General features: G+C 56.1%; 17 protein-coding genes and 2 pseudogenes. 16 read left to right on the top strand and 3 right to left on the bottom strand.

Annotation, left to right across the window (positions count from 1 at the left end; all coding sequences use genetic code 11):
- Positions 1-5 precede the first annotated feature (5 nt).
- The 9 genes from sctS to AC0V6O_RS01215 all read left to right on the top strand — a co-directional run bounded on the left by sctS (position 6) and on the right by AC0V6O_RS01215 (position 9344).
- Positions 6-266: a type III secretion system export apparatus subunit SctS gene (sctS, locus tag AC0V6O_RS01255; protein ID WP_472640431.1), complete on the top strand. Its 261-nt coding sequence runs from the start codon at positions 6-8 to the stop codon at positions 264-266.
- Positions 263-1084, top strand: a complete 822-nt coding sequence (gene sctT, locus AC0V6O_RS01250) for a type III secretion system export apparatus subunit SctT (RefSeq protein WP_472640430.1) — start codon at positions 263-265, stop codon at positions 1082-1084. The genes sctS and sctT overlap by 4 nt, the downstream gene beginning before the upstream one ends.
- Entirely contained in the window at positions 1081-1485 is a 405-nt protein-coding gene (locus AC0V6O_RS01245; RefSeq protein ID WP_472640429.1) for a helix-turn-helix transcriptional regulator, read from the top strand. Before sctT ends, AC0V6O_RS01245 begins: the two co-directional genes overlap by 4 nt.
- 108 nt (positions 1486-1593) lie before the next feature.
- Positions 1594-3192 (top strand): DNA/RNA non-specific endonuclease, encoded by a 1599-nt coding sequence (locus AC0V6O_RS01240; protein ID WP_486141158.1) that lies wholly within the window; start codon positions 1594-1596, stop codon positions 3190-3192.
- A complete protein-coding gene (locus AC0V6O_RS01235) occupies positions 3189-3602 on the top strand; it encodes a hypothetical protein (RefSeq protein ID WP_486141157.1) in 414 nt (137 codons plus the stop codon). Before AC0V6O_RS01240 ends, AC0V6O_RS01235 begins: the two co-directional genes overlap by 4 nt.
- A gap of 186 nt (positions 3603-3788) precedes the next feature.
- A complete protein-coding gene (locus AC0V6O_RS01230; protein WP_486141156.1) occupies positions 3789-5225 on the top strand; it encodes an MATE family efflux transporter in 1437 nt (478 codons plus the stop codon).
- Between the two features lie 139 nt (positions 5226-5364).
- Complete coding sequence (groES, locus tag AC0V6O_RS01225) at positions 5365-5652, top strand: co-chaperone GroES (RefSeq protein WP_486141155.1); 288 nt, start codon at positions 5365-5367, stop codon at positions 5650-5652.
- A 54-nt stretch (positions 5653-5706) separates the two neighbouring features.
- Positions 5707-7362 carry a chaperonin GroEL gene (gene groL / locus AC0V6O_RS01220; protein ID WP_472640424.1) on the top strand — a complete coding sequence of 552 codons (1656 nt, stop codon included), beginning with the start codon at positions 5707-5709 and terminating at the stop codon, positions 7360-7362.
- Positions 7363-7505: 143 nt separating this feature from the next.
- Positions 7506-9344, top strand: coding sequence for a DUF885 domain-containing protein (locus AC0V6O_RS01215; protein WP_486141154.1), 1839 nt, complete (start codon positions 7506-7508; stop codon positions 9342-9344).
- Between the two features lie 90 nt (positions 9345-9434).
- Here the strand turns inward: AC0V6O_RS01215 and AC0V6O_RS01210 are convergent, their stop codons facing one another.
- Positions 9435-11720: a DUF305 domain-containing protein gene (locus tag AC0V6O_RS01210; protein WP_486141153.1), complete on the bottom strand. Its 2286-nt coding sequence runs from the start codon at positions 11718-11720 to the stop codon at positions 9435-9437.
- A gap of 268 nt (positions 11721-11988) precedes the next feature.
- On the opposite strand from AC0V6O_RS01210, the gene AC0V6O_RS01205 reads away from it, so the two are divergent.
- The gene (locus AC0V6O_RS01205) at positions 11989-13008 is read left to right on the top strand and encodes a serine hydrolase (protein ID WP_486141152.1); all 1020 of its coding nucleotides are present in this window, start codon (positions 11989-11991) and stop codon (positions 13006-13008) included.
- 102 nt (positions 13009-13110) lie between these two features.
- Here AC0V6O_RS01205 and AC0V6O_RS01200 read toward each other — a convergent pair whose 3' ends face one another.
- Positions 13111-13410, bottom strand: a complete 300-nt coding sequence (locus tag AC0V6O_RS01200; protein ID WP_472640419.1) for a hypothetical protein — start codon at positions 13408-13410, stop codon at positions 13111-13113.
- 261 nt (positions 13411-13671) lie between these two features.
- Between AC0V6O_RS01200 and polA the strand changes: the two are divergent.
- Both polA and AC0V6O_RS01190 read left to right on the top strand, forming a co-directional pair.
- Positions 13672-16505 (top strand): annotated as a pseudogene (gene polA, locus AC0V6O_RS01195) (DNA polymerase I).
- Positions 16506-16588: 83 nt separating this feature from the next.
- On the top strand, positions 16589-17668 hold the full coding sequence (locus AC0V6O_RS01190; RefSeq protein WP_486141151.1) for a mechanosensitive ion channel family protein: 1080 nt from the start codon (positions 16589-16591) through the stop codon (positions 17666-17668).
- Positions 17669-17688: 20 nt separating this feature from the next.
- Here the strand turns inward: AC0V6O_RS01190 and AC0V6O_RS01185 are convergent.
- Positions 17689-19994 (bottom strand): annotated as a pseudogene (locus AC0V6O_RS01185) (CDC48 family AAA ATPase).
- A 597-nt stretch (positions 19995-20591) separates the two neighbouring features.
- Between AC0V6O_RS01185 and AC0V6O_RS01180 the strand changes: the two are divergent.
- The 4 genes from AC0V6O_RS01180 to AC0V6O_RS01165 all read left to right on the top strand — a co-directional run bounded on the left by AC0V6O_RS01180 (position 20592) and on the right by AC0V6O_RS01165 (position 24022).
- Entirely contained in the window at positions 20592-21299 is a 708-nt protein-coding gene (locus tag AC0V6O_RS01180) for a CoA transferase subunit A (protein ID WP_486141150.1), read from the top strand.
- 63 nt (positions 21300-21362) lie between these two features.
- The gene (locus tag AC0V6O_RS01175; protein ID WP_486141149.1) at positions 21363-22169 is read left to right on the top strand and encodes a hypothetical protein; all 807 of its coding nucleotides are present in this window, start codon (positions 21363-21365) and stop codon (positions 22167-22169) included.
- Positions 22170-22180: 11 nt separating this feature from the next.
- Positions 22181-22840 carry a CoA transferase subunit B gene (locus tag AC0V6O_RS01170; RefSeq protein WP_486141148.1) on the top strand — a complete coding sequence of 220 codons (660 nt, stop codon included), beginning with the start codon at positions 22181-22183 and terminating at the stop codon, positions 22838-22840.
- 12 nt (positions 22841-22852) lie between these two features.
- Positions 22853-24022: a CaiB/BaiF CoA transferase family protein gene (locus tag AC0V6O_RS01165; RefSeq protein WP_486141147.1), complete on the top strand. Its 1170-nt coding sequence runs from the start codon at positions 22853-22855 to the stop codon at positions 24020-24022.
- Positions 24023-24026: the final 4 nt, after the last annotated feature.

Genomic DNA, 24026 nt, shown 5'->3' with positions numbered 1-24026 from the left:
TGGCCATGAACCTCACAGATATCACGCTTGAGGCATTGTGGCTGGTGCTGCTGCTTTCCGCCCCACCCATTATTGCGGCATCAGTGGTCGGCCTGATGGTCGCAGTTGTGCAAGCGGCAACGCAGATCCAAGAGCAAACGCTCCAGTTCACGCTGAAATTCTTCGCGATTGTGCTCACCCTGTTCATCACCGCCAGCCTGATGGTTGGCAGCCTGTTCGCCTTTAGCGATAAGATATTCAGCAACCTCAACGGGCTGGTTGGATGAGTGTTGGGGGCGCCCTTGGCCAGTCGCTGATTTCCGCCGCGCCTTGGACAGAGCAGGCGCTACTTGTGGGGGCTGCATCAGCGCGGTTCGCCATGGCATTCATCATGTTGCCTTTGTTCTCACCGCAATTAATCCCGCCGCTAGTGCGCAATTCCCTTATCATCGCCTTTGGTTTGGTCGCCCTGTCACTGCCTGTCTCATTCTCCCCCAGCACCTTAACCGCAGGTCAGTGGCTGGCGCTGTTTGGACGCGAAGCGGCGGCAGGCGTTGTGATCGGCCTGTTTTATGCAACCTTTCTGTGGGCGATGGCCTCAGCAGGCGAGATCATCGATAGCAAAACTGGCGCAACCATTGCGCAAGTTGTCGATCCAATTTCTGGCAACACTCAGTCACTCTCCGCCACCCTGCTGGGCAGATTCGCGCAGGTAACCTTCGTAACCGCTGGCGGGCTAACGCTGCTCATTGGAACTTTGATGATGAGTTATGCGCTTTGGCCCATGGGGCCGGGCGGGGTTGAGCTTGATATGTCGGCAGTCGCGTTGTTTGAATGGGAATTTGGCCGATACTTTATGATTGCGTTTATTCTCGCTACCCCTGCGCTTATGGTCTTGTTTATGATCGACCTTGGTATGGGACTGCTCAATCGCTTCGCGCAAAACTTCAACGTGTTCATGCTATCGCTGTCGATTAAGGCCACTGCCGCGATCTTTGTACTCATCTTGATATTGCCCTTGCTCGGCAACCTCGTCGTGAACGAGCTGATGTCACGCGATGCCGTTGCGCAGGGCATGCTGGAGCGCGCAGGGACGCCGCAATGACACAGCGCCCTAACCTTCCGACTGAGGGTCTCGCTACCCGCGCCAGCTCACGGGATGGCTCAGAAGTAGATTCTGAATTGCTCGCGCTGATCGAGGAAATGCGAAGCGCGGCCAAGCGGGACCCATCACGCAAACGAGAAGTCACCGTCGGCGAGTTCCTGGTCGATGGCGCGCGGGTTCCGCTATCATTAGTTGATCCATTGCAGCAGCTGACCCGGACGGAATCAGCGGCCCTCAGGTTTGCTGGCTGGGGACGCTCCAATGCTGATATTGCGACTTTGCTGGCTATCAGCGAGGGCACCGCTCGCACGCACCTCAACAGCGCAGTCCGCAAGCTGGAGCTTGATGGCATGCGCGGGCTGGTCGCGCTCGCAGGCTTGCTGTTCCACCCGCTGGACTAGTGCTGTGATGCGGTGAGTTGCACCGCCCTATACGATCTGCAGATACCTCGAATCTTGATAAACCGATATCGCTGACTTGGAAGGACCAAGTCAGCGAAGGTGTTTGTTATGAATGGGATTACCACCTCAGGACAGGCTTCGAATGGCAACTTCGCAGAGGCTCTTCCGCCAAGCAGTTTTGAAACACTCGATCGACTGGACGATGGATTTGTAGCACCACCGCCCACGATGACGCGGGCCCAATGGCTTGAATACGCTCGCAATAGCACCAATCCCGCTACACAGGCGTATTTCAATGAGCTGATCACTTTGGCCGGTGGTCGCACAGATGACGCAGCGCTCAATCGGGTGATCAACCGTTTTCAGGCGCTCCAAACGGCCACCACTGCAAGCCAGGTTGTAGCTGCTGAACGCGGCATTTTTGACCAGATCGGCACCATACTCGACAGGTTCGATCCGCTCAATAAATTGCTGGATATTGTTCAACCGCACTTGGCCGACATGGCTCGCGACGCGAGTCTGGAACAAACGCAATGGGGCGCTGAGTTGCAAACGGTGCTGGATAGCCTGGGTGCCATGCGGGAATTTAGGAATGGCCTGCGTGAAGGCGTAGTCAACGGGGCCAAAGACATGGTCGTTGGCACACTCACACTGGTGGGCCAGACCGTTCAGTATGGCGTTGACAACACGCCGCTCGGCGATGTTGGCGACTGGGCGCGGCAACAGCTCGGCGGATTTGGCTACGGAGCGTTAGACGCCGTCATTCCCTCAAGTGAGCGAGGCAATACGACTAGCGAAACGTTGGGTCAAATGGGGTCAGCACTCCGCGACTATGCAACCGCAATAATCGATAATCCGGGCAAGCTAAGAGCCGATGTGGTCAACGCAATTGATGCGCAATGGGATAGCTTGAAGGATAGCCACGCGGCCGCCGCCGCGCTCGGACCTCAAGCCGAGGCACGCTGGTGGGGCGAGACTGTAGGCCGCGTGACGTTTGAGGTAGCGGCGACTTTTGTGCCGGTCGCCGGGCAAGCGGGTAAAGGTGCCAGAGTAGCAGATATCGCAACCGATGTTGGGGATGCAGCGGTCGATACAGCACGTATCGCGAACCGTGTTGAGACTGCCAGTGACGCCGCGCCTGCGGCGCGCGCTGGGCAAATGATCGAACACACATTCCGCGGTAATAAAGTTCAATACTCGTTCGATACACAAGGCCGCCTGATATCGGCACGTGCAGACTTGAGTGAGGTGTTCAGCGGCCTTGATCGAAGCGCAGCGGAAGTGGCCGCACAACGCGATGTCGCAGGCCTCGGGCGCTCAGGCGATCAAGGAGGGCATGCTGTTGCTCATCGCTTCTTAGGTGATCAAGGCGAAAGGGCTATGTTCCCGCAAAACGGCACTCCAAACGATGTCGTGATTGATGGTCAAACGGTACGCCTGAAAAACCTCAACAGCGGCGCTTTTGCCAAATTAGAAAATGAAATTGCAGATTGGATCAGAGCTGGCGGCAAGGTCGAATATGAGATAAGATTTTCTGACTTTGACGGCTCACGACCGGGGCGCATCAATGTGGAATACGATGTGCGCAATAGTGATGGTAAATTGATTTACTCCAACCAGGAGCGCTTTAGAAATGAGGCAGGTCAGGCGTTCGAACGTGTTTCAAGAAGCGAGATTGACCACATGATCAGGCGAGCAGCACCATGAGCGAACAAGACGTACAGATAGAAGCGAGCGCCGCTATTTTTGACGAAGAGATTATTGCTATCGGCAAGTTGGTGCTGTCTGATCCGAAATATCAAACCGGTGATTGGGCGTCTGTCGCGATCGTCTATAATTTCACTGATGGCCGCGAAAACGCATTTGGTTATGTCTTTTTTCCTGAGGGCCAATGGGAAGCGCGACTTCCGCGAAGCACCGGCGATGATGCGATGGAAAAAATGCTCGAGTTGCAGGCCGATATGCAACGTCAGCATGGGAAGAAATGGCATCGTGCATTGCTTCATATTGTTCGGGATACGCAGGACATGAATATTCAATTTGAATATGACGATCCCCTGCGCTGGCAGATCATTCCAAGCGATCTTGAAAACAGTGTTAATGCACTGAAGCCTTAAGCTCTTTCATCGCAAAATTGCGGCCGCTTGTTTCAAGAAACAATCGGCATAGTGTGTGTCTGCAAATGCCAGTCGACCGTGCTGAATGAGCCATAAGTCGCTCACGAAATCGTCTGCTTCGACTGATGATAATTGAGCTCGCTCGGTTCTTCGTCTATTCGGGCGGGCTGGCCCGCGACCATTATCATGTCGAACGAACCGATCTCCCAGCCCCTGCCGGACGGCAGTGACGGCCCTGAAGCGCGCGCCGCCAATGCTGATCATTGGCGCGATGAGCTGGTCGCAACGCTACGACTGAGCTTACCGCTCGCGCTCGCCAATCTGCTGCAGGCTGCGATCTACATCGTCGATGTCATCTTTATCGCTCGGCTTGGAGAAGAACCACTGGCCGCATCTGGTCTCGCCGCTGGTCTGTTCGGCCTTGTTGTATGGACCCTCGCATCATTGGTTGGGGCTGTTGCTCCTCTGATTGCGGAGGCGATTGGCTCACGCTCTACCTCGTTCAGGCCAGTACGCCGCGCAACCAGAATGGCCCTGTGGCTCGCCGTGATCGCTGGCATTGGCGGGATGGGTTTTGCCCTGCTACTGGATCCGGCGATGCGTCTCACCGGGCAAGAGGCAGCGATTATAGCGCTCGCGAATGAATACAATCAGGTGATCATCTTCTCACTGATCCCAATGCTGTTATCGGCTGCTTTGCGCAATTACGTCTCCGCACTGGGCCGTCCGGTTGTCGCAACCGCCATTACTGCGCTGGGCATACCGGTGAACGCGCTGGCAAATTACGCCTTTATATTCGGCAATTTTGGCGCGCCAGAACTGGGCCTGACCGGTGCCGCGGTGGCGACAATTATCACTGCGTTGGTGACCTTGGGCGCTTATGTGGCGATCATTCTCATCAATCCAGCGCTGGCCCGGTATCATATATTCTATCGCTTCTGGCGGCCCGATTGGAAACGGCTCGGCACTATCATTCGCCTCGGCACTCCAATAGCGCTGACCGTGACCGCAGAGGCAGGCGTGTTTAGCGCCGCTGCCTTCCTAATGGGACGCATTGGAGCGGCGGAACTTGCTGGACATATCGTCGCGCTAAATATCGCAGCCTTGGCGTTTCAAGTGCCGTTCGGAGTCGGCCAAGCGGCGACCATACGCGTCGGCTATCATTATGGTGCACGTGAGATCGAAGGCATCAGGCTCGCCGGATGGGTCGCGCTAATCATCGGCACCGGTTTTATGGCACTCACGGCAACCGCGATGGTTCTGGTGCCTGAATACTTGCTGCTGATTTTTGTCGACACTGCCGATCCGAAAAATGCAGCATTGGTGGGCTTCGCATTGCAATTTCTTGTGCTCGCAGCGGCTTTCCAACTGGTTGATGGCGTACAGGCTGTCGCCGCGGGAGCTCTACGCGGATTGCAAGACACGCGTGTGCCAATGTGGATCGCCATCTTCAGCTATTGGGTGCCCGGTTTTGGACTGGCATTGGGGCTGGGGTTCTTCACGCCTTTGCAGGGCATTGGTGTCTGGATTGGCCTGGCTGTTGGCCTAGCTTGTGCGGCCGTTCTTCTCACTTGGCGGTGGATGCTGCGGGAACGATTGGGTCTAACCGCTCGCCCGCAATGATCCATCCGGATTGGCGGATGTAAAAAAGTGCATGGCGCGCTGTTGACTCCGCGTCCCAGCATCCCCATTTGCCCTGCGCTGGCACTCTCAGGAGGAGAGTGCCAATCTACTCATCAACCTTAGAAGAAAGGTCATCACTATGGCATTTCGTCCGCTGCACGACCGCGTTGTGGTCCGTCGCATCGAAGCTGACCAGAAAACCGCTGGCGGCATCATCATCCCTGATAGCGCACAAGAAAAGCCAAGCGAAGGCGAAATCGTCTCCGTCGGCGAAGGCGCCCGCGACGACAATGGCGCGCGCATCGCGCTCGACGTCAACGCTGGCGACCGCGTTCTGTTCGGCAAATGGTCCGGCACCGAAGTCAAGATCGACGGTGAAGACCTGCTGATCATGAAGGAAAGCGACATCATGGGCGTGATCGGCTGAGCCGAGCGATCCCAATAGCTTTCTAATCAATCCAATTTTTCAGGAGAAACAATCATGGCTGCTAAGGACGTAAAGTTCGGCCGCGATGCCCGTGAAGGCATCCTCAAGGGCGTAGACACGCTTGCCAATGCCGTAAAAGTAACACTCGGCCCGAAGGGTCGTAATGTTGTAATCGACAAGAGCTTTGGCGCACCGCGCATCACCAAGGACGGCGTAACCGTCGCCAAGGAAATCGAACTTGCTGACAAGTTCGAAAACATGGGCGCGCAAATGCTCAAGGAAGTTGCGTCGAAGACCAACGACCTCGCGGGTGACGGCACCACCACTGCAACCGTATTGGGCCAAGCCATCATCCGTGAAGGCATGACCGCAGTTGCAGCTGGCATGAACCCGATGGATCTGAAGCGCGGTATCGATTCCGCCACATCCAAGGTTGTCGAAAACCTCAAAGGCCGTTCGAAAGAAGTCGCTGGCTCATCCGAAGTTGCACAAGTTGGCGTGATCTCTGCCAATGGCGACAAGGAAGTTGGCGAGAAGATTGCCGAAGCCATGGAAAAGGTCGGCAAAGAAGGCGTCATCACCGTTGAAGAAGCCAAGGGCCTCGAATTCGAGCTCGACGTGGTTGAAGGCATGCAGTTCGATCGCGGCTATCTGTCGCCGTACTTCATCACCAACCCAGACAAGATGACGGTTGAACTCGAAAACCCGTACATCCTGATCCACGAAGCCAAACTGTCGAACCTGCAAGCTATGCTGCCGGTGCTCGAAGCCGCTGTTCAAAGCGGCCGTCCGCTGCTGATCATTGCTGAAGACATCGAAGGCGAAGCGCTCGCGACCCTCGTGGTCAACAAGCTTCGCGGCGGCCTGAAAGTTGCTGCCGTCAAAGCACCTGGTTTTGGCGATCGCCGCAAGGCTATGCTGCAAGACATCTCGATCCTTACCAAGGGCGAAATGGTCAGCGAAGATCTCGGCATTAAGCTCGAGAACGTTACGCTCGGCATGCTGGGTGAAGCCAAGCGCGTCACTATCGACAAAGACAACACCACGATCGTCGACGGCGCTGGAGCTGAAGAAGACATCAAGGCCCGCGTCGGTGAGATCAAGGCTCAGATGGAAGCCACGACCAGCGATTATGACCGCGAGAAACTGCAAGAACGCCTGGCGAAACTCGCTGGCGGTGTTGCTGTGATCAAAGTTGGCGGCGCTTCAGAAGTCGAAGTGAAGGAACGCAAGGACCGTGTTGATGATGCGCTCCACGCTACCCGAGCAGCTGTTGAAGAAGGCATCGTCCCTGGCGGCGGTACTGCACTGCTTTACGCTTCTAAGGTTCTAGAAGGCGTAAAAGGCGAAAACGACGATCAATCCCGCGGCATCGACATCGTTCGCCGTGCGATCCTGGCGCCAGTTCGTCAGATTGCTGCGAACGCCGGCCATGACGGTGCGGTTGTTTCTGGCAACCTGCTGCGTGAAGGCGATGAAACACAAGGTTTCAACGCTGCGACGGACACCTATGAGAACCTCGTAGAAGCTGGCGTGATCGACCCAACCAAGGTTGTACGCACTGCTCTGCAAGACGCAGCTTCGGTTGCTGGCTTGCTGATCACCACTGAAGCGGCAATCACTGACGCTCCGGAAAAAGAAGGCGCAGCGGCCCCTGCAATGCCCGATATGGGCGGCATGGGCGGTATGGGAGGCATGGGCGGCTTCTAAGCCCCCATCACCCAACGCTTACAAGAAGGCCCCGGTGGACATTCGTCCGCCGGGGTTTTTTATTTGTCGAATGCATGGCTTCCCATTTTGGATCGAGTGGCGCATGGCGATCCTCAGTAATTTTACGAATAAGGGACTGATCCATGAGAACGAAATTTGCAGCGCTGCTCCTCGCGTCTGTTGCTGTGACCGGATGCGACATGATGAGCGCTCCCGCCCAAACCATCGAATGCGCGACCACACAAACCGAATGCATTAACGCTTGGTTTGACGAGAAGTTTGAGGAAGAGCTGAAATTCAGCCCCATCCGGCAGACCGCACTTGGTCGCAAAACGGATTACGACAAGATCGACGACATGAGTCTCGCTGCGCAAGCGGCTCAGATCGAATGGTGGCAGTCCGCTACCGCTGAAATGGAAGCAAACTTCGACTATGATGAGCTGTCAGACGAAGCCAAGCTGTCATGGGACATGTGGCAATTTCGCAAGGATCAGGCCGAAGCTGCAGCTGAATTCAACAACCAGGAATACGTCCTCCATCAGATGAACGGCACCCACACGTCGCTGCCCAGCTTTGTTATCGGCCAGCATAAGGTCGAAGATGAAAACGATATGACCGCGTTTATCTCACGCCTCGGCGGAATCGGCACGGCGATGGATCAATTGCTGGAGCGCGCGCAATCAAATGCAGAGGCTGGCACCCGCCCTCCTCGTTTTTCTTATGATGCCGTTATCGCTGAATCGGGCAAGCTCATCAGCGGTGCGCCATTCGATGAAGGTGAGCCATCGGCGTTGTGGGTGGCGAGTGAAGAGCGTCTCGCCGGCCTGGTCGAAACAGGCGCAATCACCGAAGAACGCGCCGGCGAATTGCGCGAAGAAACCCGCGCAGCTCTGACCGATCAGATGGCACCCGCTTATCAGCGTGTGATTGATTGGTTCACCGAAGATCGTCCGGATGCCGATGAGCAAGCGCAAGGCGTGGGCGCTCTGTCGGATGGCTCGGATTTCTACAATTATCGCTTGGGGCTGATGACCACCACCGACCTGACGGCGGATGAAATTCACGAGATCGGCCTCGCCGAAGTCACCCGCATTCGCACCGAGATGGAGGCGATCAAAGATCAGGTCGAATTTGACGGCGATCTGCAGGCCTTCTTTGCGTTCATGCGCGAGGACAACCAGTTCTATTATCCCAATACAGATGCAGGTGCGCAGCAATATATTGATCAGGCCGAGGAGCATCTTGCCTTCATCAAAACCAAATTGCCTGAATTCTTTGGCACTCTGCCCAAGGCCGATCTGGTCGTAAAACGGGTGGAGCCTTTCCGCGAGCAGGATGGCGCGGCCCAGCACTACCGCGTCGGCACGCCAGATGGTTCAAGGCCCGGTGTATATTATGCCCACCTATCCGACATGCGCGCCATGCCGATCCCTCCACTGGAAGTGATCGCCTATCATGAGGGCAATCCCGGCCACCATATGCAAAGCTCGATTGCACAAGAGCTGACTGGCATTCCAAAATTCCGCGCGCAAGGCGGCTATATCCCGGCGTTCGGCGAAGGCTGGGCGCTGTATTCAGAAATTCTGGCGAAAGAGATGGGGGCCTATGAAGACCCCTATTCTGATTTCGGCAGGCTAACGACGGAGATATGGCGAGCCATCAGGCTGGTTGTCGACACCGGTATCCATTCCAAGGGATGGAGCGAACAGCAAGCAATCGATTATTTCCTAGAGAACTCGCCAATGCCCGAGACGACGGTACGCTCTGAAGTGCGCCGCTACATCGTGATGCCAGGCCAAGCGACCGCTTACAAAATCGGTATGATCCGCATTCAGGAACTGCGCGCCAAAGCGGAAACTGAACTGGGCGATAGCTTCGATATTCGCGGGTTCCACGACACTGTTCTTGGTGGTGGCTCAGTGCCGCTCAGCATCCTTGAGAAACAAGTAGATCAGTGGATCGCACGGACAAAAGAGAGCTAAAGCCACTGCGGCAACAGCACTAAGGGCGGGATGGCTTAATTGCCGCCCCGCCCTTTATTTTACATGCACCAGGTTTGGTGAAGCTTAGAGTTAGCCGCCGCTGCGGCTGTTCGCTGCGGCCTCGATCACGTCCGCATCCCAAGTGACCTCTGTCTGGGTCTGCGGGTTGAACCGCGTATTGGCATAACTGGCTGCTTCTGCTGCAGCGATTTCGTCAGCGGTTAGGAACTCACTTGGTTCAAGCGCAAACACATCAATACCGCGCGTGATCTCGGTCCCATAAATCCGTCCATTGTACCAATAGGACGACCAATAGCCGCCGACCACCAATTGCTCTTCATCAATTGGGCCGCGATCAAAATAGGCGATTTCAACCGGCTGCGAACTGTCGGTGAAATCCATTACGCTGATCCCGCCCTGATACCAGGATTGGACGAACAAGTCGCGGCCCGGAACCGGAACGATCGAACCATTGTGCGCAACACAGTTTTCCTTGTCGCCTTGCGGCGCAGGCATTTTGTAGTGACTGCGAAACTCAAGCTTGCCCTCTACGATATCGTAGATCGCATTCGCGCCCCAAGTCATCGGGTCAGATGCGCGGCAACGCGCACGTCCGCCGCCGCCCCATTCATCGGTGAAGATCACTTTCGTACCGTCATTGTTGAACGTTGCGGAGTGCCAATAGGCAAAACCTTTGTCGAACACCGCATCAATCCGCACCGGGTTCATCGGATCAGAAATGTCGAACAAAATGCCATTGCCCGAGCACGCACCTGCAGCGATATTCTTGCTCGGGAAGACCGTGATATCGTGGCATTCGTCGGTCGGGCGCGTATCCTGAGTACCTTCGCCACTATCGCCGCCAGTCCAAAGGCCAGCGATACTTCCGGTTTCTGGATCAGCGAAGACGCGCGGCGATTTTACGATGCGCGACTGAGACGGGTCAGCAAGCGGAATTTCGATCACATCAATGCTGAACAGAGCCGTCCGAGTATCCCCGGCAATATCGCCAACACAGCCAGTCAGCTCATCTTCTTCCCGAATGCTTGAGGTGCCGGAATTGTAGACGATAATCTTTGTGTCATCGGCGCTGACGATGGAGTGTGTATGGCTGCCCCGGCAGGTCTGTACGCCGCCGACTTGGCGCGGACGGGCAAGGTCTGAGATATCGAAGATGCGAAGCCCGCGAAAACGTTCTTTGCTCACATCTTCAACCACGCCTTGCAGACCGCAATCGACGCGCCCCCGCGTTTGCTCAACGCTCATCACCAGGATGTCACCCACAACCGACACGTCCCCTTGGCCGCCGGGACATACGACTGAGCTCATAAGGTTTGGCGCGCCATCCTCGCTCAGCTTGTAGATGTTAAATCCGTGATAGCTGCCAGCGACCATGATATCGTCGAAGAAGGCCATGTCGGTGTTGGCAAAATCGAGCAGTGGTGAGCGCTCAGCGAACTTTGTGAGGTCTTCTTCCTCTTCGCGCAGCGGTGTATCCTCGGCCGGCTGTGCGTCTGCTTTGGGGTCAGTTTCCTTTACTGCTTCATCAGCTGTCTTGTCGGCTTTGTCCTTTTCCTCATCAGGAATGGCTGGCCGCAAATCGGCGGGATTCGCCGGGTCAAAGAAACCAGCGGGTTTGGATAGGCTGGCCACCTTACGCAGGTTGAGGATTGCCTCTCCTGCATCTGCAAAACCAGCTTTCAATGTCGCACGGGGATCGGCAGAGAGACTGGCCAGAACGAGGTTCATCTTGTCGATTTCGCTGGTTTGGTCGCTATCCACATCACTTGCGAACTTGAACAAGACCGGATCAGCTGCGCTGCCGGGCTGGTCGAGCAAGTCTTCGACCATGTCGATCGCGCCCTCATGGTGAGCGATCATCAGAGTGAGGAATTGTCGGTCAAACTCGACCCCCGAGGCGGCTGCCAAAGCCGCCATTTGATCCGGGCTAGCCATGCCGGCCATCATGTGATGCATGTGCGCCGCGTGGCTAGCATGACCGGGCAATTCAGTCGGCTCGCCGCGATCTTTCAGCCAACCTTCCATGAACTTGATTTCATCAGCTTGGCTTGCTTCGATCCGGCCAGCAAGCGTTACGACTTCTTCGCGGTTCGTGCGGTCTTTCACCAGAACCGCCATATCTACCGCTTGTTGATGGTGTACAATCATACCTTGCATGAAGCCAACGTCAGCCGGTGAATGCGTAGTCGCTGCAATCTGGGTTGCCTCATCGGCGCTCAGCACGCGGCCTTCCTGCCCAGGTGCGCCAGGCTGCACAATCAGAGCGTCTTGCGACAGCGCAATGCTCGATGTGCTAAGCAAAAGCCCAGTAATCGCGAAGCTTGAAGTTTTTACGATCTGTGTTGTGCGAATCATTAGAAATATACCCTGTTCAAAGCTTGACGATCACACTGCCGAGGCGCTCGCTACAGTCAAGATCAATCAACGCGTCGCAATGCGCAGCCGGCGCGGTACGAACCTCGTAATCGATCCATAGAGTGATAACCCACGCCGCCTTGGCTGGTGTCCAGCGAATCCGGTCGCTTGCGACACACCGTTCATCGCGAGCGATGAAACTAAAGCTTGCCGCGGCGAATCGCCAATTGTTAAGCCTCCGATAACCCTAGTTGAGTATATTCGCTTCATGTTCAAACGTCGTCTCGCACCACTTTTCGCAGGCTTAGCGGCCACACTCCTGATCTCCAGTCCAGCATCTGCGCAAGGTAATGAGCTGCTTGCCAGCTTTGACAATGCGTTGGGAACTAATGTTCGTGACCCGCAGAGTTTTGAGGCCGTTTATGCCTCCGGCTTTGAGCAGCGGATTGCTGAACTCGCCGACGGCGACAAAGGACGCATCGGAGTTGCTGCTGTCGACCTTGCAACGGGCGACCAGCTTTATGTGTTGGGTGACCAGTTGTTCCCAATGGCATCGACCAGCAAGATTGCGGTCGCCGGCGCCTATCTCGAGATGGTTGAGCAGGGACGCTATTCGCTGACAAGCGAGTTCCCGCTGCTCATTCCGATCCGTTCGGCCAAATATTCAAGCGCCGCTGCGCCCGTGCGCAAAGGCAATTACATGCAGGCGATCGATCTCATCGAGATTATGATCACTCGCTCTAGCAATCCGGCGACCGATGCTTTGCTCGCCGCAGTTGGCGGGCCAGAACGCGTCAATGATTGGGTACGCCGCCAAGGCATTGAGAACTTCAGCATTGACCGTGATATCGCCACTTTGGTCCGCGATGATGGGGAATATGATCCAGCTGCATGGATTGATCCGCGGGATTCGGCGACACCCAAAGCGATGATCCAGTTGCTCCAAGGTCTCTATCGCGGAGACTTCCTATCCGCGCAAAGCCGCCGTGTCCTGCTTGGCGCGATGAGCCGCACTCGCACCGGTAAGCGCCGCATCGTAGCGAACATGCCGGCGGATGCACGGGTCAGTCACAAGACAGGTTCGCTCAATAACACATCGAGCGATATTGGCATTATCGAAGCACCAGATGGCCGTGCAATTGCCGTCGCCATTTATGTCACAGGACAAGGGTCACGACTGGCCCGCGAACGCCGGATCGCCGCAATTGCGCGTGCGCTTTATGATGGCTTCGGAGCCAAAGCGCGCAATCAGCAAAATTGGACAAACGCTCCGCACACTGGTGGCTGAGCACGTCGGAAACCTGACGGATAGAAAACGCGGCGCATAGAAAAAGGGCGGCACCTATCTGGCACCGCCCTCAATCTAATTAGCTAAAGCTAAAAGGCTGAATTACTCAGCAGCTTCGCCGGTCATTGCTTCTTCAGCAGCTTCGGCAGCGCCTTCAGCAGCTTCAGTTACTTCAGCAGCAGCGCCTTCGGCAGCTTCGCCAGTTGCATCAACTGCATCGCCAGCAGCTTCTGCAGTCGCATCAGCAGCGCCTTCAACAGCTTCCGCGCCGTCTTCGACAACAGAAGTTGCGTCAGCGGCCATCGCGTCAACGGTTTCACCAGCTTGTTCAGCGGTTTCAGAGCATGCAGCAAGGCCAAGAGCCGAACCAGCAACAGCGGCAGCAAGAATAATTTTACGCATAGGATTCAATTCCTTATCCAGCGAGTGTGTTAAGCACATCCGGTCCCCCCGGAGAATGCCAAAGCCAAGTCTAGAACGCCCGGCTTCGAGATCCTAAATAGTGGCAACTTTATGGCAACGCAAGGTCAAATCGCCTTTTTCGCCATTTTTCCGCCTTATTTGCCGCCCGTTCTGTCGTTGCTCACTATTGCGTGGGTGATAGCCGCCTTGCCTCGACCAAACCGGCTTATCACCTGCCTTGCGCGGTGCTAGCACCGCATCATGGCCGAGCAACAGCACCTCTATCTCGTCGATGGTTCATCCTATATTTTCAGGGCGTATCACCGCCTGCCTCCTCTGACCGATCCCGAGGGAACGCCGGTCGGCGCAGTCTATGGTTACACCACCATGCTTTGGAAGTTAGCCGAAGACCTCGACCAAGCCGATGGTCCGACTCACATGGCGGTCATTCTGGATGCCTCATCCAAATCATTCCGCAACGATATTTATCCAGAGTATAAGGCAAACCGCCCTCCTCCACCGGAAGACTTGGTGCCGCAATTCCCGCTTATTCGGGATGCGACAAGGGCGTTTAGCCTGCCTTGCATTGAGCAAGAGGGATTGGAGGCGGACGATCTGATTGCCTCCTATGCTCGGGCGGCGCAGGCACAAGGTTGGAATGTGACCATTGTGTCGTCTGACAAGGATTTAATGCAATTGGTGGGTGAGCGCAGCGGCGGACGGGTCGACATGCTCGACACGATGAAAAACCAGCGCATCTATATCCCTGAGGTCGAGGAAAAATTCGGCGTCGTCCCTGAACTGGTTGGCGATGTTCTCGCTCTGATGGGCGATAGCGTCGACAATGTTCCCGGCATTTATGGTGTCGGCCCAAAGACAGCGAGCAAACTCATCGCTGAACACGGTTCGCTCGGCGCAGCTCTGGATTCGGCACCAGACATGAAGAAGTCTAAGCTGCAGGAGCGATTACTCGGCGGGCGCGAGGAAGCAGAGTTAAGCCGCGTGCTGGTGGCGCTCAAGGAAGATGCCGATCTGCCGCAACCGCTTGATGGCTTTAAGCTCGAAAGTGTGCCTGCTGAACCGCTGGCGGCCTTTCTCCAAAAGCATGGTTTCACCAGCCTGCTGAAACGCCTCGGAGCGGGCAGCGGTAGCCCTGAACGCGCGACAAACCTGGATCCTGCCAAAGCCGAAACAGCGGGCGATGCAGGCACGGAAGATGGCAGCAGCCAGGCACTTCCTGAGATGCCAGCCGTTGACCGCAGCGCCTATGAAACGGTGCAGACCATGGAACGTCTGGAGGACTGGGTTTCTCGTGCGTTTGCAGCGCGAAAGGTGGCTGTCGACACCGAAACATCCTCGCTTGATGCGATGCAGGCTGAGCTTGTCGGCGTCAGCCTTGCGTTGGGTCCAAACGATGCCTGCTATATCCCGCTCGCTCATGGCGGTGTGGATCTGCTCTCAGAGAAGCCAGAACAAGTGGACCGCAACGCCGCGCTCGCTGCGCTGAGACCTTTGTTCGAAGCTGATGCCGTTCTGAAAATCTTCCAGAACGGCAAATATGACCTCAACGTTCTTGCACAATACGGCCTGGCCGTCAGTCCGATCGAAGACACAATGGTGATGAGCTTTGCTCTGGATGCTGGGCGCGGTGAACAAGGCCTTGGCGGCGGGCATGGAATGGATGATCTTTCCGTCCGCCATCTCGATCACACGCCATTGTCATTCAAAGAAGTCTGCGGAACCGGCAAGAAGCAAATCCCATTTGGCGAGGTCCCGCTCGACCGTGCGACCGAATATGCCGCCGAAGATGCCGATGTAACGTGGCGGCTCTATCAGCATCTCAAACCGCGCCTCTCATCAGAAGGCGGCTCGCAAATTTACGAGCGGGTTGACCGGCCACTGATTCCAATTGTCGCAGCGATCGAGCGTGAGGGTATCAAGGTCGACCGTGCACGGTTGGCAAAGCTGTCCGAGGAATTCGCGACAGAAATAGCCTCTCTCGAGAAACAAATTCATGCTGACGCCGGGCAAGAATTCACCGTTGGCAGCCCGAAGCAATTGGGCGAAATCCTGTTTGATAAGCTCGGCTATAAGGGGGGCGTAAAGGCAAGAGCGGACAATATTCAACCGATCACAGCACGCTGGAGAAACTTGCTGGCCAAGGCGCAGAGATCGCCAACAAAGTGCTCGAATGGCGCCAATTAGCGAAGCTCAAATCAACCTACACCGACGCTTTGCAACAAGCGATCAATCCCAAGACCGACCGCGTGCACACAAGCTATAGCTTGGTTGGCGCACAAACAGGCCGGCTGTCTTCCACCGATCCGAACCTACAGAACATTCCGATCAGAACCGCTATTGGACGCCAGATCCGCGAAGCCTTTGTGCCCGAGCCCGGTAACGTCCTGCTTGCCGCTGACTATTCGCAAATCGAATTGCGACTGGCCGCGCATATGGCCGATGTTGGCACACTCAAGGAAGCCTTTGCCTCAGGCGAAGACATCCACTCACGCACTGCGAACGAGATGTTCGGCGAAGTAACCAGAGATACCCGCGCCCAGGCAAAGACGATCAATTTTGCTATTCTTTACGGCATATCGCGCTGGGGGCTGGCGGGCAGATTGGAAGTAGAACCGGACGAAGCGCAAGCCATGATCGACACTTATTTCAAGCGCTTTCCCGGCATCCAGAGATACATCTTGGAAACGCTGGAGACGGTGCGCGAGCGCGGATATTCCGAGACCCTGTTCGGGCGAAAGACTTGGTTCCCCCGGATCAAGTCAAAGAACCAGGCTGAACGCCAAGGCTCCGAACGCGCGGCCATCAATGCGCCCATACAAGGCACCAGCGCAGACATTATCAAACGTGCAATGGTGCGTATGCTGCCCGCCTTGGAAGAAGCAGGCCTACCCAATGTTCGTATGCTTCTGCAGGTTCATGATGAATTGGTGTTCGAGCTACCCGAAGAGGATGTGGCCAAGGCCAGCCCGGTTATCGAGCGCGTGATGGCGGAAGCCGCGCTGCCTGCGATCAAGCTCGATGTGCCATTGCAGATTGAAATCGGGACCGGACCAAGCTGGGATGCAGCGCACTAGTTGGTTGCGCGCCATGTCTGCGCAGCGAGCATGCGGGCGCATCCATGGTTGTATTCGTGTGCGCGTCTGCATAGGTGCGCAGCATGCTTGATCAATTCAATCCCGCAAATCTCACCGTCGATTGGTTCGCATGGGGCGTTGCTGGCCTCGCCCTGTTGCTGGCAATCGGGATTGCATACCTGATCTACCGGCTCGTCTATGGTGCGGTCGGCAAGCTGACCAAAATGTCCCAAACAACTGCGGACGAGATGATCGTTGAGCGTGTCCGCCTTCCGATCAAATGGTCATTCATTGCGATCGGCATCACGATCGCGGCGCAAATGAACGCCGAATTGCAATCAATCTGGGAACCGCTGGCCAAATTCCTGCGCCCGGCGCTGCTGGGTTGGATCGCTTACACTCTGGTGAAGGGCTTTACCGCGGCGTTGGAGCTGAGGCTGGAGGCCTCGAACGACCCCGTAGCAACGCGCAGTCGCAAAACCCGGATCGCCATTTTGAGCCGAACGGCAACGTTTACGATCATTTTTATCACGGTCGGCTTGATGCTCCTTGGCATTCCCGCCGTTCGCGACATTGGCACAACGCTGCTGGCGTCAGCGGGCTTGGCTGCGCTAGCGGTAGGTGCCGCGGCTCAACCTGCGCTGAAGTCACTGATTGCGGGACTTCAGGTCGCTTTGACCGAGCCCATGCGGCTTGGCGATATGGTCAAAGTGGATGGCGAAGTGGGCCGCGTTGAAGAGATCCATATGAGCTTTGTCAAAGTTCGCACCTGGGACGAAAGAGCGCTGATCGTCCCAACAACCCGCTTTCTCGACAACAGTTTTGAAAACTGGTCACGCAAGAGCGAAATGCTGACCGGCCCGGTCTTCCTGCACCTTGACCCAGCCGCTGACGTCCCGCCAATTCGCGCCGAATTTGAGCGCTTCGTAGGCTCCCACGAGCTGTTTGATGGGCGCACCTGCGCGATGCTGATGACAGAAGCTTATCCAGAAAGCATGGAACTGCGCTTGGCCATGAGCGCGGCAACCATTGGCGATCTGTGGACCCTACGCTGCGCAGCGCGCGAGCACATGATTTCCTGGCTGCGAACCAACCAGCCCGACGCGTTGATCCGGCACCGGCTCGAAGTGCAATCCGCCAATGAACGAGCGCAAGGAAACTGACGCTCACTTAGAACGGCGCATCACTCGTGCTTTTTGGCTCGGGTTGGTTCCAGTTTCTCCGGTTGCAAGAAGCCGATCGGATTGACTTCAGCCGCCCGCTTTTTGAGCTCGCCGCGCATCTTGCGATATTCTGCCTCCATCTTGCCGGTCACCGTCGCGCGCGAATCTTTGAGTGCCTCTTCAAAGTCCTTTGCGGTCACCGTCTCAACATCATTGCCCATGCGGTGAAGCGCGTTAAGGCCCGCCCTGCGCACGACATCTTCGAGGTCCGCACCAGTGAAGCGCTCGGTCTTGCTGGCCACTACGGATAGGTCGACATCATCAGCCAATGGCATCTTCGACGTGTGGATCCGCAAGATATGCTCGCGACCTTCCGGATCAGGTGTTCCGACATAGACCAACTCGTCGAAACGGCCCGGTCTGAGCAACGCCGGATCCACCAAAGTCGGACGATTGGTAGCTCCAATCACAACGACCGATTGCAAGTCCTCCATACCATCCATCTCAGCCAGAATGGTGTTCACGACGCGGCCGGTTACCTGCGGTTCGCCTTGGCCCGACCCACGCGCAGGCACGAGGCTATCAATCTCGTCGATGAAGATGACGCACGGGGCAACCGCACGAGCACGCGCAAACATGCGAGTGATTTGTTGCTCGCTCTCGCCATACCATTTTGACAAAAGATCGGAGCTTTTCATCGAAATGAAGTTCGCCTCGGCCTCTTTCGCAACGGCCTTCGCCAGCAATGTCTTACCAGTCCCGGGGGGGCCATAGAGCAGGAAGCCTTTGGCCGGACGAATACCCAGACGACGGAACGCATCGGGTTTCTTGAGCGGTAGCTCAATACCCTCTTTCAGTTTCTCAATTGCGTCGCCGACGCCGCCAATGTCGTCCCATTTGACATTGGGCATTTGAACCATGACCTCGCGCATCGCGCTCGGCTGAATCCGCTTCAACGCACCGAGGAAATCTTCGCGCGTCACACAAAGCTCTTCGAGAACCTCTGGCGGGACCGTCCGCGCATCAAGATCAAGCTTAGGCATAATCCGGCGGACGGCATCAATTGCAGCCTCGCGCGCCAAGGCGGCCAGATCCGCACCCACGAAACCGTGAGTAACGCGGGACAATTCATCCAGATCAACCGCGCTTTCAAGCGGCATTCCGCGAGTATGAATGGACAGGATTTCGCGCCGCCCCCCTGGTCGGGAACACCAATGACGATTTCTCGGTCAAACCGGCCCGGGCGCCGCAAGGCTTCATCGATCGCATCTGGCCGATTGGTCGCGGCGATCACAACAAGGTTTGCACGCGCTTCTAGGCCGTCCATCAGAGTGAGCAATTGCGCAACCAGGCGTTTCTCCGCCTCGCCAGGGACGTTCTGCCGCTTAGGCGCGATTGAGTCGATTTCGTCGATAAAAACAATTGCGGGTGCAGCGCGAGTTGCTTCTTCAAACACCTCGCGCAGCCGCTTTTCGCTCTCACCATAGCCGGAGCCCATAATCTCCGGGCCATTAATAGTGAAAAACTCAGCATCGGATTCGTTCGCAACAGCCTGAGCCAGGCGCGTTTTACCGGTTCCAGGAGGGCCATGCAGCAAAACGCCCTTTGGCGGATCGACACCCAGACGGGTAAAGAGCTCTGGATAGCGCAGCGGCAGTTCCACCATCTCGCGCAGCGCCTGAATCGTATCGGACATACCACCGACATCGTCGTAATTGACCACGGCGCGAGCATCACGTGGCTCTTCAAACTCGGTTCGCAATTCGACTTCGGTATTTTCGTCGATATGCACGATGCCTTTAGGCACAGTGGCGAAAACGGACAGTCGGATTTGTGTCAGTGCATAGGCCGGCGCACGGAGCATCTGGCGAACGTCAGAAGGCATGTTCTGGACCGGTTGTTGGCCGGTGGTTGCAACCAAATCGCCTGCGACCAAAGGACGGCGGAAGAAGTTCCGCTTCAAGGCCTGCGTCGGCCCTTGCAACCGCATCTCGCGCTGAGCTGGTGCGAAGACTACCCGTGTCGCCGGGCGGGATTCGGCCGCGCTTATTTCTACCTTTTCTCCAGAGCCAGCCTCTGCATTGCCGCGTTGCAGACCGTCGAGCCGCACCACATCCAGCGTGTCGTCCTCAGCGTAGGCTGCCATGGCAATCGCGGCAGTCGTTCTTTTGCCAGCGATCTCAACAATATCGCCTTCAGTTATTCCGAGAGTTTTGAAAGCTGAACGCGGCATACGCGCGATACCCTGACCCGATTCCTCCTGCCGGGCTGGCGCCACTTGCAGCCTTGTTGTTCGGGTCGGCGGCGCAGCTTCGGCATCAGCCATTCATCACTTCCTCTTCGGGCGGTTTTCTAACTACAGGCTCTTGTAGCTAGGAAGACTGGCGTGGGAATGCAAATGTGCACGGACAGCGCCGTGCCTCATAGTGGACTCAAGGCAAAACAACGAGCGGACCGGGAGTTGCGTCAAAGGGAGAAAACGCGCGCCCAAAGAAAAAGCCCGGTCCAAAGACCGGGCTTAAAAGTTTGGGAGAGGATGCCTGTTAGGCATGGCAGTCATATGCAGAAACGGGCTATTTTGTGCAAGTGCGAAAGGCGCATTTAAAATTGCAGAAAATGCAACAATCTCTATCTATAATGGTCTCAAGTATCTAATTTTAATAGACATAAGAGTTGCAATTGTCGCAAAACTGTCATGTTATGCCGCCGCCTTGAGCTTTGTAGACCGTCTGAAATGTTGCAGTGCAATGTTCGCATACGTATGCAACAATCCATCCAAATCGCCACCAAGCAATCATACTACTCGAAACTCTAGACTTGACCCAGACAGCTCACCAAAGCGCACGGTCAGGTGGTGACAGCCAATCCTCAAACGACTAATCGACAGACCAACAATCAACCTCAATCAAGGCCAGCCCCATCCATGAACAAGCTTTTTCCAGATGCAGCGAACGCTCTTGAAGGTGTGATCACAAATGACATGCTGATCGCCGCCGGGGGATTTGGTCTGTGCGGCATTCCAGAACGACTCCTAGATGCGATCCGCGACAGCGGCGTAACCGGCCTGACATTCGCCAGCAACAATGCCGGGATCGATAACGAAGGCATCGGCAAGCTGCTACGGACCAAGCAGGTCGCAAAAATGATCAGCTCATATGTTGGTGAAAATAAAGAGTTTGAGCGGCAATTTCTTGCTGGCGAGCTTGAGGTGGAGTTCTGCCCACAAGGCACGCTGGCCGAGCGCATGCGCGCAGGCGGTGCAGGTATACCGGGCTTTTATACCAAAACCGGTGTGGGCACCGAGGTAGCCAAGGACAAAGAGCATAAAAACTTTGATGGGGAGACCTACATCCTCGAACATGGGATATTTGCCGACCTTGCCATCGTAAAGGCATGGAAAGCGGATGAGACAGGAAACCTTGTGTTTCGTAAGACAGCGCGCAATTTCAACCAGCCCGCCGCGACTTGCGGCAAGGTCTGCATAGCAGAGGTCGAGGAAATCGTTCCTGTCGGTGAACTGAGTCCCGATGAAATCCATTTGCCCGGTGTGTTCGTGCAGCGCCTGGTCCTGGGCGCACCCTACGATAAACAAATTGAATTCCGCACGACGCGCGAACGCTTCAGCGCCTGAATAGCGGCGGCTAGCGCTAAAGGCTGATAGATGTTCTCCCACCGCTCGCCCTTGATAGCCGGAATGCTCGTCGCAGCATTCGCGCTCAATGGCTGTGTTGCGGCGGTCATTCCTGTCGTTGCGGGAGGAGCCCTTGCCGGAGCGAACGCCGACCGTGACAGACAGGAAGCGGATGAACCAGACCCGCGCGTGGAGATCGAACGGGGAGCGCCTGAAGGCACCATCATCGATGAGAGCGCTTTCACACCGGATAAACGGATAGCAACACCTGGCTCTCCTGATACGTCAGCACCAATTAGTAGCGAATATGCAGCCCTGATCGCTTATGCAAGCGACCAGGCGGGGCAGATATTGCGGCAAACGGATGAGGATGCTCCGCGAGCTAGCACGGCGGTCCTCACCAATCCGCCAGCACTTGATGGCAAGCGCGACGACTGCGGAGAACGCACACCAACCGTGCTGATCGACTTAGACCCAGGCGATGGCCTGTTCACACCGCCAAACGCGCCAAACGCTCAACCCGCTCTCGCAGAAGGTTTGGCTAACCTGCGGGCGCTGGGCCTTGAGATAACCTGGCTCTCCGCCAATTCTGCAGCCGATGCGGGCAAAGTGCGGCGCGCCCTGCATGCCTCTGGTCTTGATCCGGACAAATCGGACAACCTGCTGCTAATGCGATATCAGGCCGACCGCAAACAAACACGGCGCGGCGAATTGTCTGAGACCCATTGCATCGTTGCCATTGCTGGCGACACCCGCAGCGACTTTGACGAATTGTATGATTATCTTTTGAAACCCGAAGCCGCCTTTGCCCTCGAGTCCATAATCGGCAATGGCTGGTTCCTTATTCCCCCTGTGCTTGATCAAAATTGAAAGCAACACACATGTCAGATGAAAAAACCGGTTGGTCTCGTGACGAAATGGCAGCACGCGCCGCGCAGGAATTGCAAGACGGCTATTATGTCAATCTTGGCATTGGCATCCCGACATTGGTCGCCAATCACATTCCAGAAGGCATGCATGTGACCTTGCAAAGCGAGAACGGTATGCTTGGAATTGGGCCGTTCCCCTATGATGATGAAGTCGACCCGGACCTGATCAACGCGGGCAAGCAAACCATCAGTGAGCTGCCGCACTCAGCATATTTCGATAGCGCCACCAGCTTTTCCATGATCCGCGGCGGTCACATTGACCTGACCGTGCTCGGCGCCATGGAAGTTGCCGAGAACGGCGACATCGCCAATTGGATGATTCCTGGCAAAATGATCAAGGGCATGGGCGGTGCGATGGATCTGGTTGCTGGGGTGAAGAAGATCATCGTGGTGATGGATCACAACAGCAAAGCGGGCGATCCGAAGTTCATCCCCGGATGCACATTACCGCTAACCGGTAAGAATGTGGTTGATATGATCATCACGAATTTGGGCGTCTTCCATCGTACAGACCATGATAGCCCGTTTCGCCTTACTGAGCTGGCACCTGGTGTCAGCGAAGCGGAAATCGCGGCCAAAACAAGCGCAAAGTACGAAGTGGCTCTAGCCTGAGGCTCGAAGGCAATGTGGCTAGAAAATCCGCGAAATCCAAACGCACCACTGGCGGGCCTGCGCGTGGTGGAGTTGGCGCGCGTATTGGCGGGACCATGGGCGGGCCAAATTCTCGCTGACCTTGGGGCTGACGTTATCAAGATTGAGAGCCCTCAGGGCGATGGCACCCGGTTGTGGGGTCCGCCTTGGATTGAGCGCGAAGGCCGGGACAGAGCGACTGAACGCGAAGCCGCCTATTACCACGCCTGCAATCGCGGAAAGCGGTCTGTGAAAGCCGATTTTTCAGTCGAACACGATCTCCAACTCGTGCGTAACCTGTGTGATGAGGCAGATGTTGTACTGGAGAATTTCAAGCCGGGCACGCTGTCAAAATTCACCTTAGACTATGAAAATATCGTTCAGTCCAACCCCAGGGTCGCATATTGCTCCATCAGCGGGTTCGGCCAAGACGGGCCAAGGCGCGATGAACCCGGATACGACTTTGTCATCCAAGCGATGAGCGGTTTCATGTCGCTAACCGGGGAGCCGAGCGGGGAGCCCATGAAACATGGCGTATCGATCTCCGATCTTACATGCGGCCTCTATGCTGCCAACGCCATCCAGGCTGCATTGCTCATGCGAGAGCGCACTGGCAAAGGTCAATGGATCGATATGAGCTTGCTCGATTGCTCTGTCGCCTTGCTGGCCAATCAAGCGACGAGTTATTTCACGACGGGCCAGGTGCCGCCGCGCATGGGCAATGCGCATGCTCAAGTGAGCACCTATGGCGTATTCCCCACTCGCGATGACCCGGTCGTTCTTGCGCCCGCCAATGATGGTCTCTTCCGCAAGCTGCTGAGCGTGCTCAGGCGTCATGATCTGCTCAAGGATAAGAGATTTGCGACGAATGAAGCACGTATTGCCAATCGGGGTCTGGTTGACGTCATGATCGCTAATGAGACTGCGAATTGGGCGCGCGACGACTTGCTAAAGGCCTGTGCAGCCGCCGGAGTGCCCGCTGGCCCGATCAACGATCTTGACCACGTGTTTTCGGACCCGCAAGTGAAGGCGCGTGGCCTAAAGGTAGAGCTCGATGGACAGCCGAGCGTGCGCAGTCCATTTACTTTCTCTGATGCAGAATTGGCGCTGGATCGCCCATCACCAAGGCTTGGTGAAGACACCCCAGATGTCGCAGATAGCTAGTCCG

Source organism: Erythrobacter sp. JB2-19 (genome assembly GCF_057365005.1).
Note: the sequence above shows the minus strand (reverse complement) of the source record. Positions and strands in the feature narration are given on the sequence as shown.

Coding starts and splice junctions, on each gene's coding strand:
- sctS (WP_472640431.1), top strand. CDS start 6: ATGAACCTCACAGATATCACGCTTGAGGCATTGTGGCTGGTGCTGCTG.
- sctT (WP_472640430.1), top strand. CDS start 263: ATGAGTGTTGGGGGCGCCCTTGGCCAGTCGCTGATTTCCGCCGCGCCT.
- AC0V6O_RS01245 (WP_472640429.1), top strand. CDS start 1,081: ATGACACAGCGCCCTAACCTTCCGACTGAGGGTCTCGCTACCCGCGCC.
- AC0V6O_RS01240 (WP_486141158.1), top strand. CDS start 1,594: ATGAATGGGATTACCACCTCAGGACAGGCTTCGAATGGCAACTTCGCA.
- AC0V6O_RS01235 (WP_486141157.1), top strand. CDS start 3,189: ATGAGCGAACAAGACGTACAGATAGAAGCGAGCGCCGCTATTTTTGAC.
- AC0V6O_RS01230 (WP_486141156.1), top strand. CDS start 3,789: ATGTCGAACGAACCGATCTCCCAGCCCCTGCCGGACGGCAGTGACGGC.
- groES (WP_486141155.1), top strand. CDS start 5,365: ATGGCATTTCGTCCGCTGCACGACCGCGTTGTGGTCCGTCGCATCGAA.
- groL (WP_472640424.1), top strand. CDS start 5,707: ATGGCTGCTAAGGACGTAAAGTTCGGCCGCGATGCCCGTGAAGGCATC.
- AC0V6O_RS01215 (WP_486141154.1), top strand. CDS start 7,506: ATGAGAACGAAATTTGCAGCGCTGCTCCTCGCGTCTGTTGCTGTGACC.
- AC0V6O_RS01210 (WP_486141153.1), bottom strand. CDS start 11,720: ATGATTCGCACAACACAGATCGTAAAAACTTCAAGCTTCGCGATTACT.
- AC0V6O_RS01205 (WP_486141152.1), top strand. CDS start 11,989: ATGTTCAAACGTCGTCTCGCACCACTTTTCGCAGGCTTAGCGGCCACA.
- AC0V6O_RS01200 (WP_472640419.1), bottom strand. CDS start 13,410: ATGCGTAAAATTATTCTTGCTGCCGCTGTTGCTGGTTCGGCTCTTGGC.
- AC0V6O_RS01190 (WP_486141151.1), top strand. CDS start 16,589: ATGCTTGATCAATTCAATCCCGCAAATCTCACCGTCGATTGGTTCGCA.
- AC0V6O_RS01180 (WP_486141150.1), top strand. CDS start 20,592: ATGAACAAGCTTTTTCCAGATGCAGCGAACGCTCTTGAAGGTGTGATC.
- AC0V6O_RS01175 (WP_486141149.1), top strand. CDS start 21,363: ATGCTCGTCGCAGCATTCGCGCTCAATGGCTGTGTTGCGGCGGTCATT.
- AC0V6O_RS01170 (WP_486141148.1), top strand. CDS start 22,181: ATGTCAGATGAAAAAACCGGTTGGTCTCGTGACGAAATGGCAGCACGC.
- AC0V6O_RS01165 (WP_486141147.1), top strand. CDS start 22,853: ATGTGGCTAGAAAATCCGCGAAATCCAAACGCACCACTGGCGGGCCTG.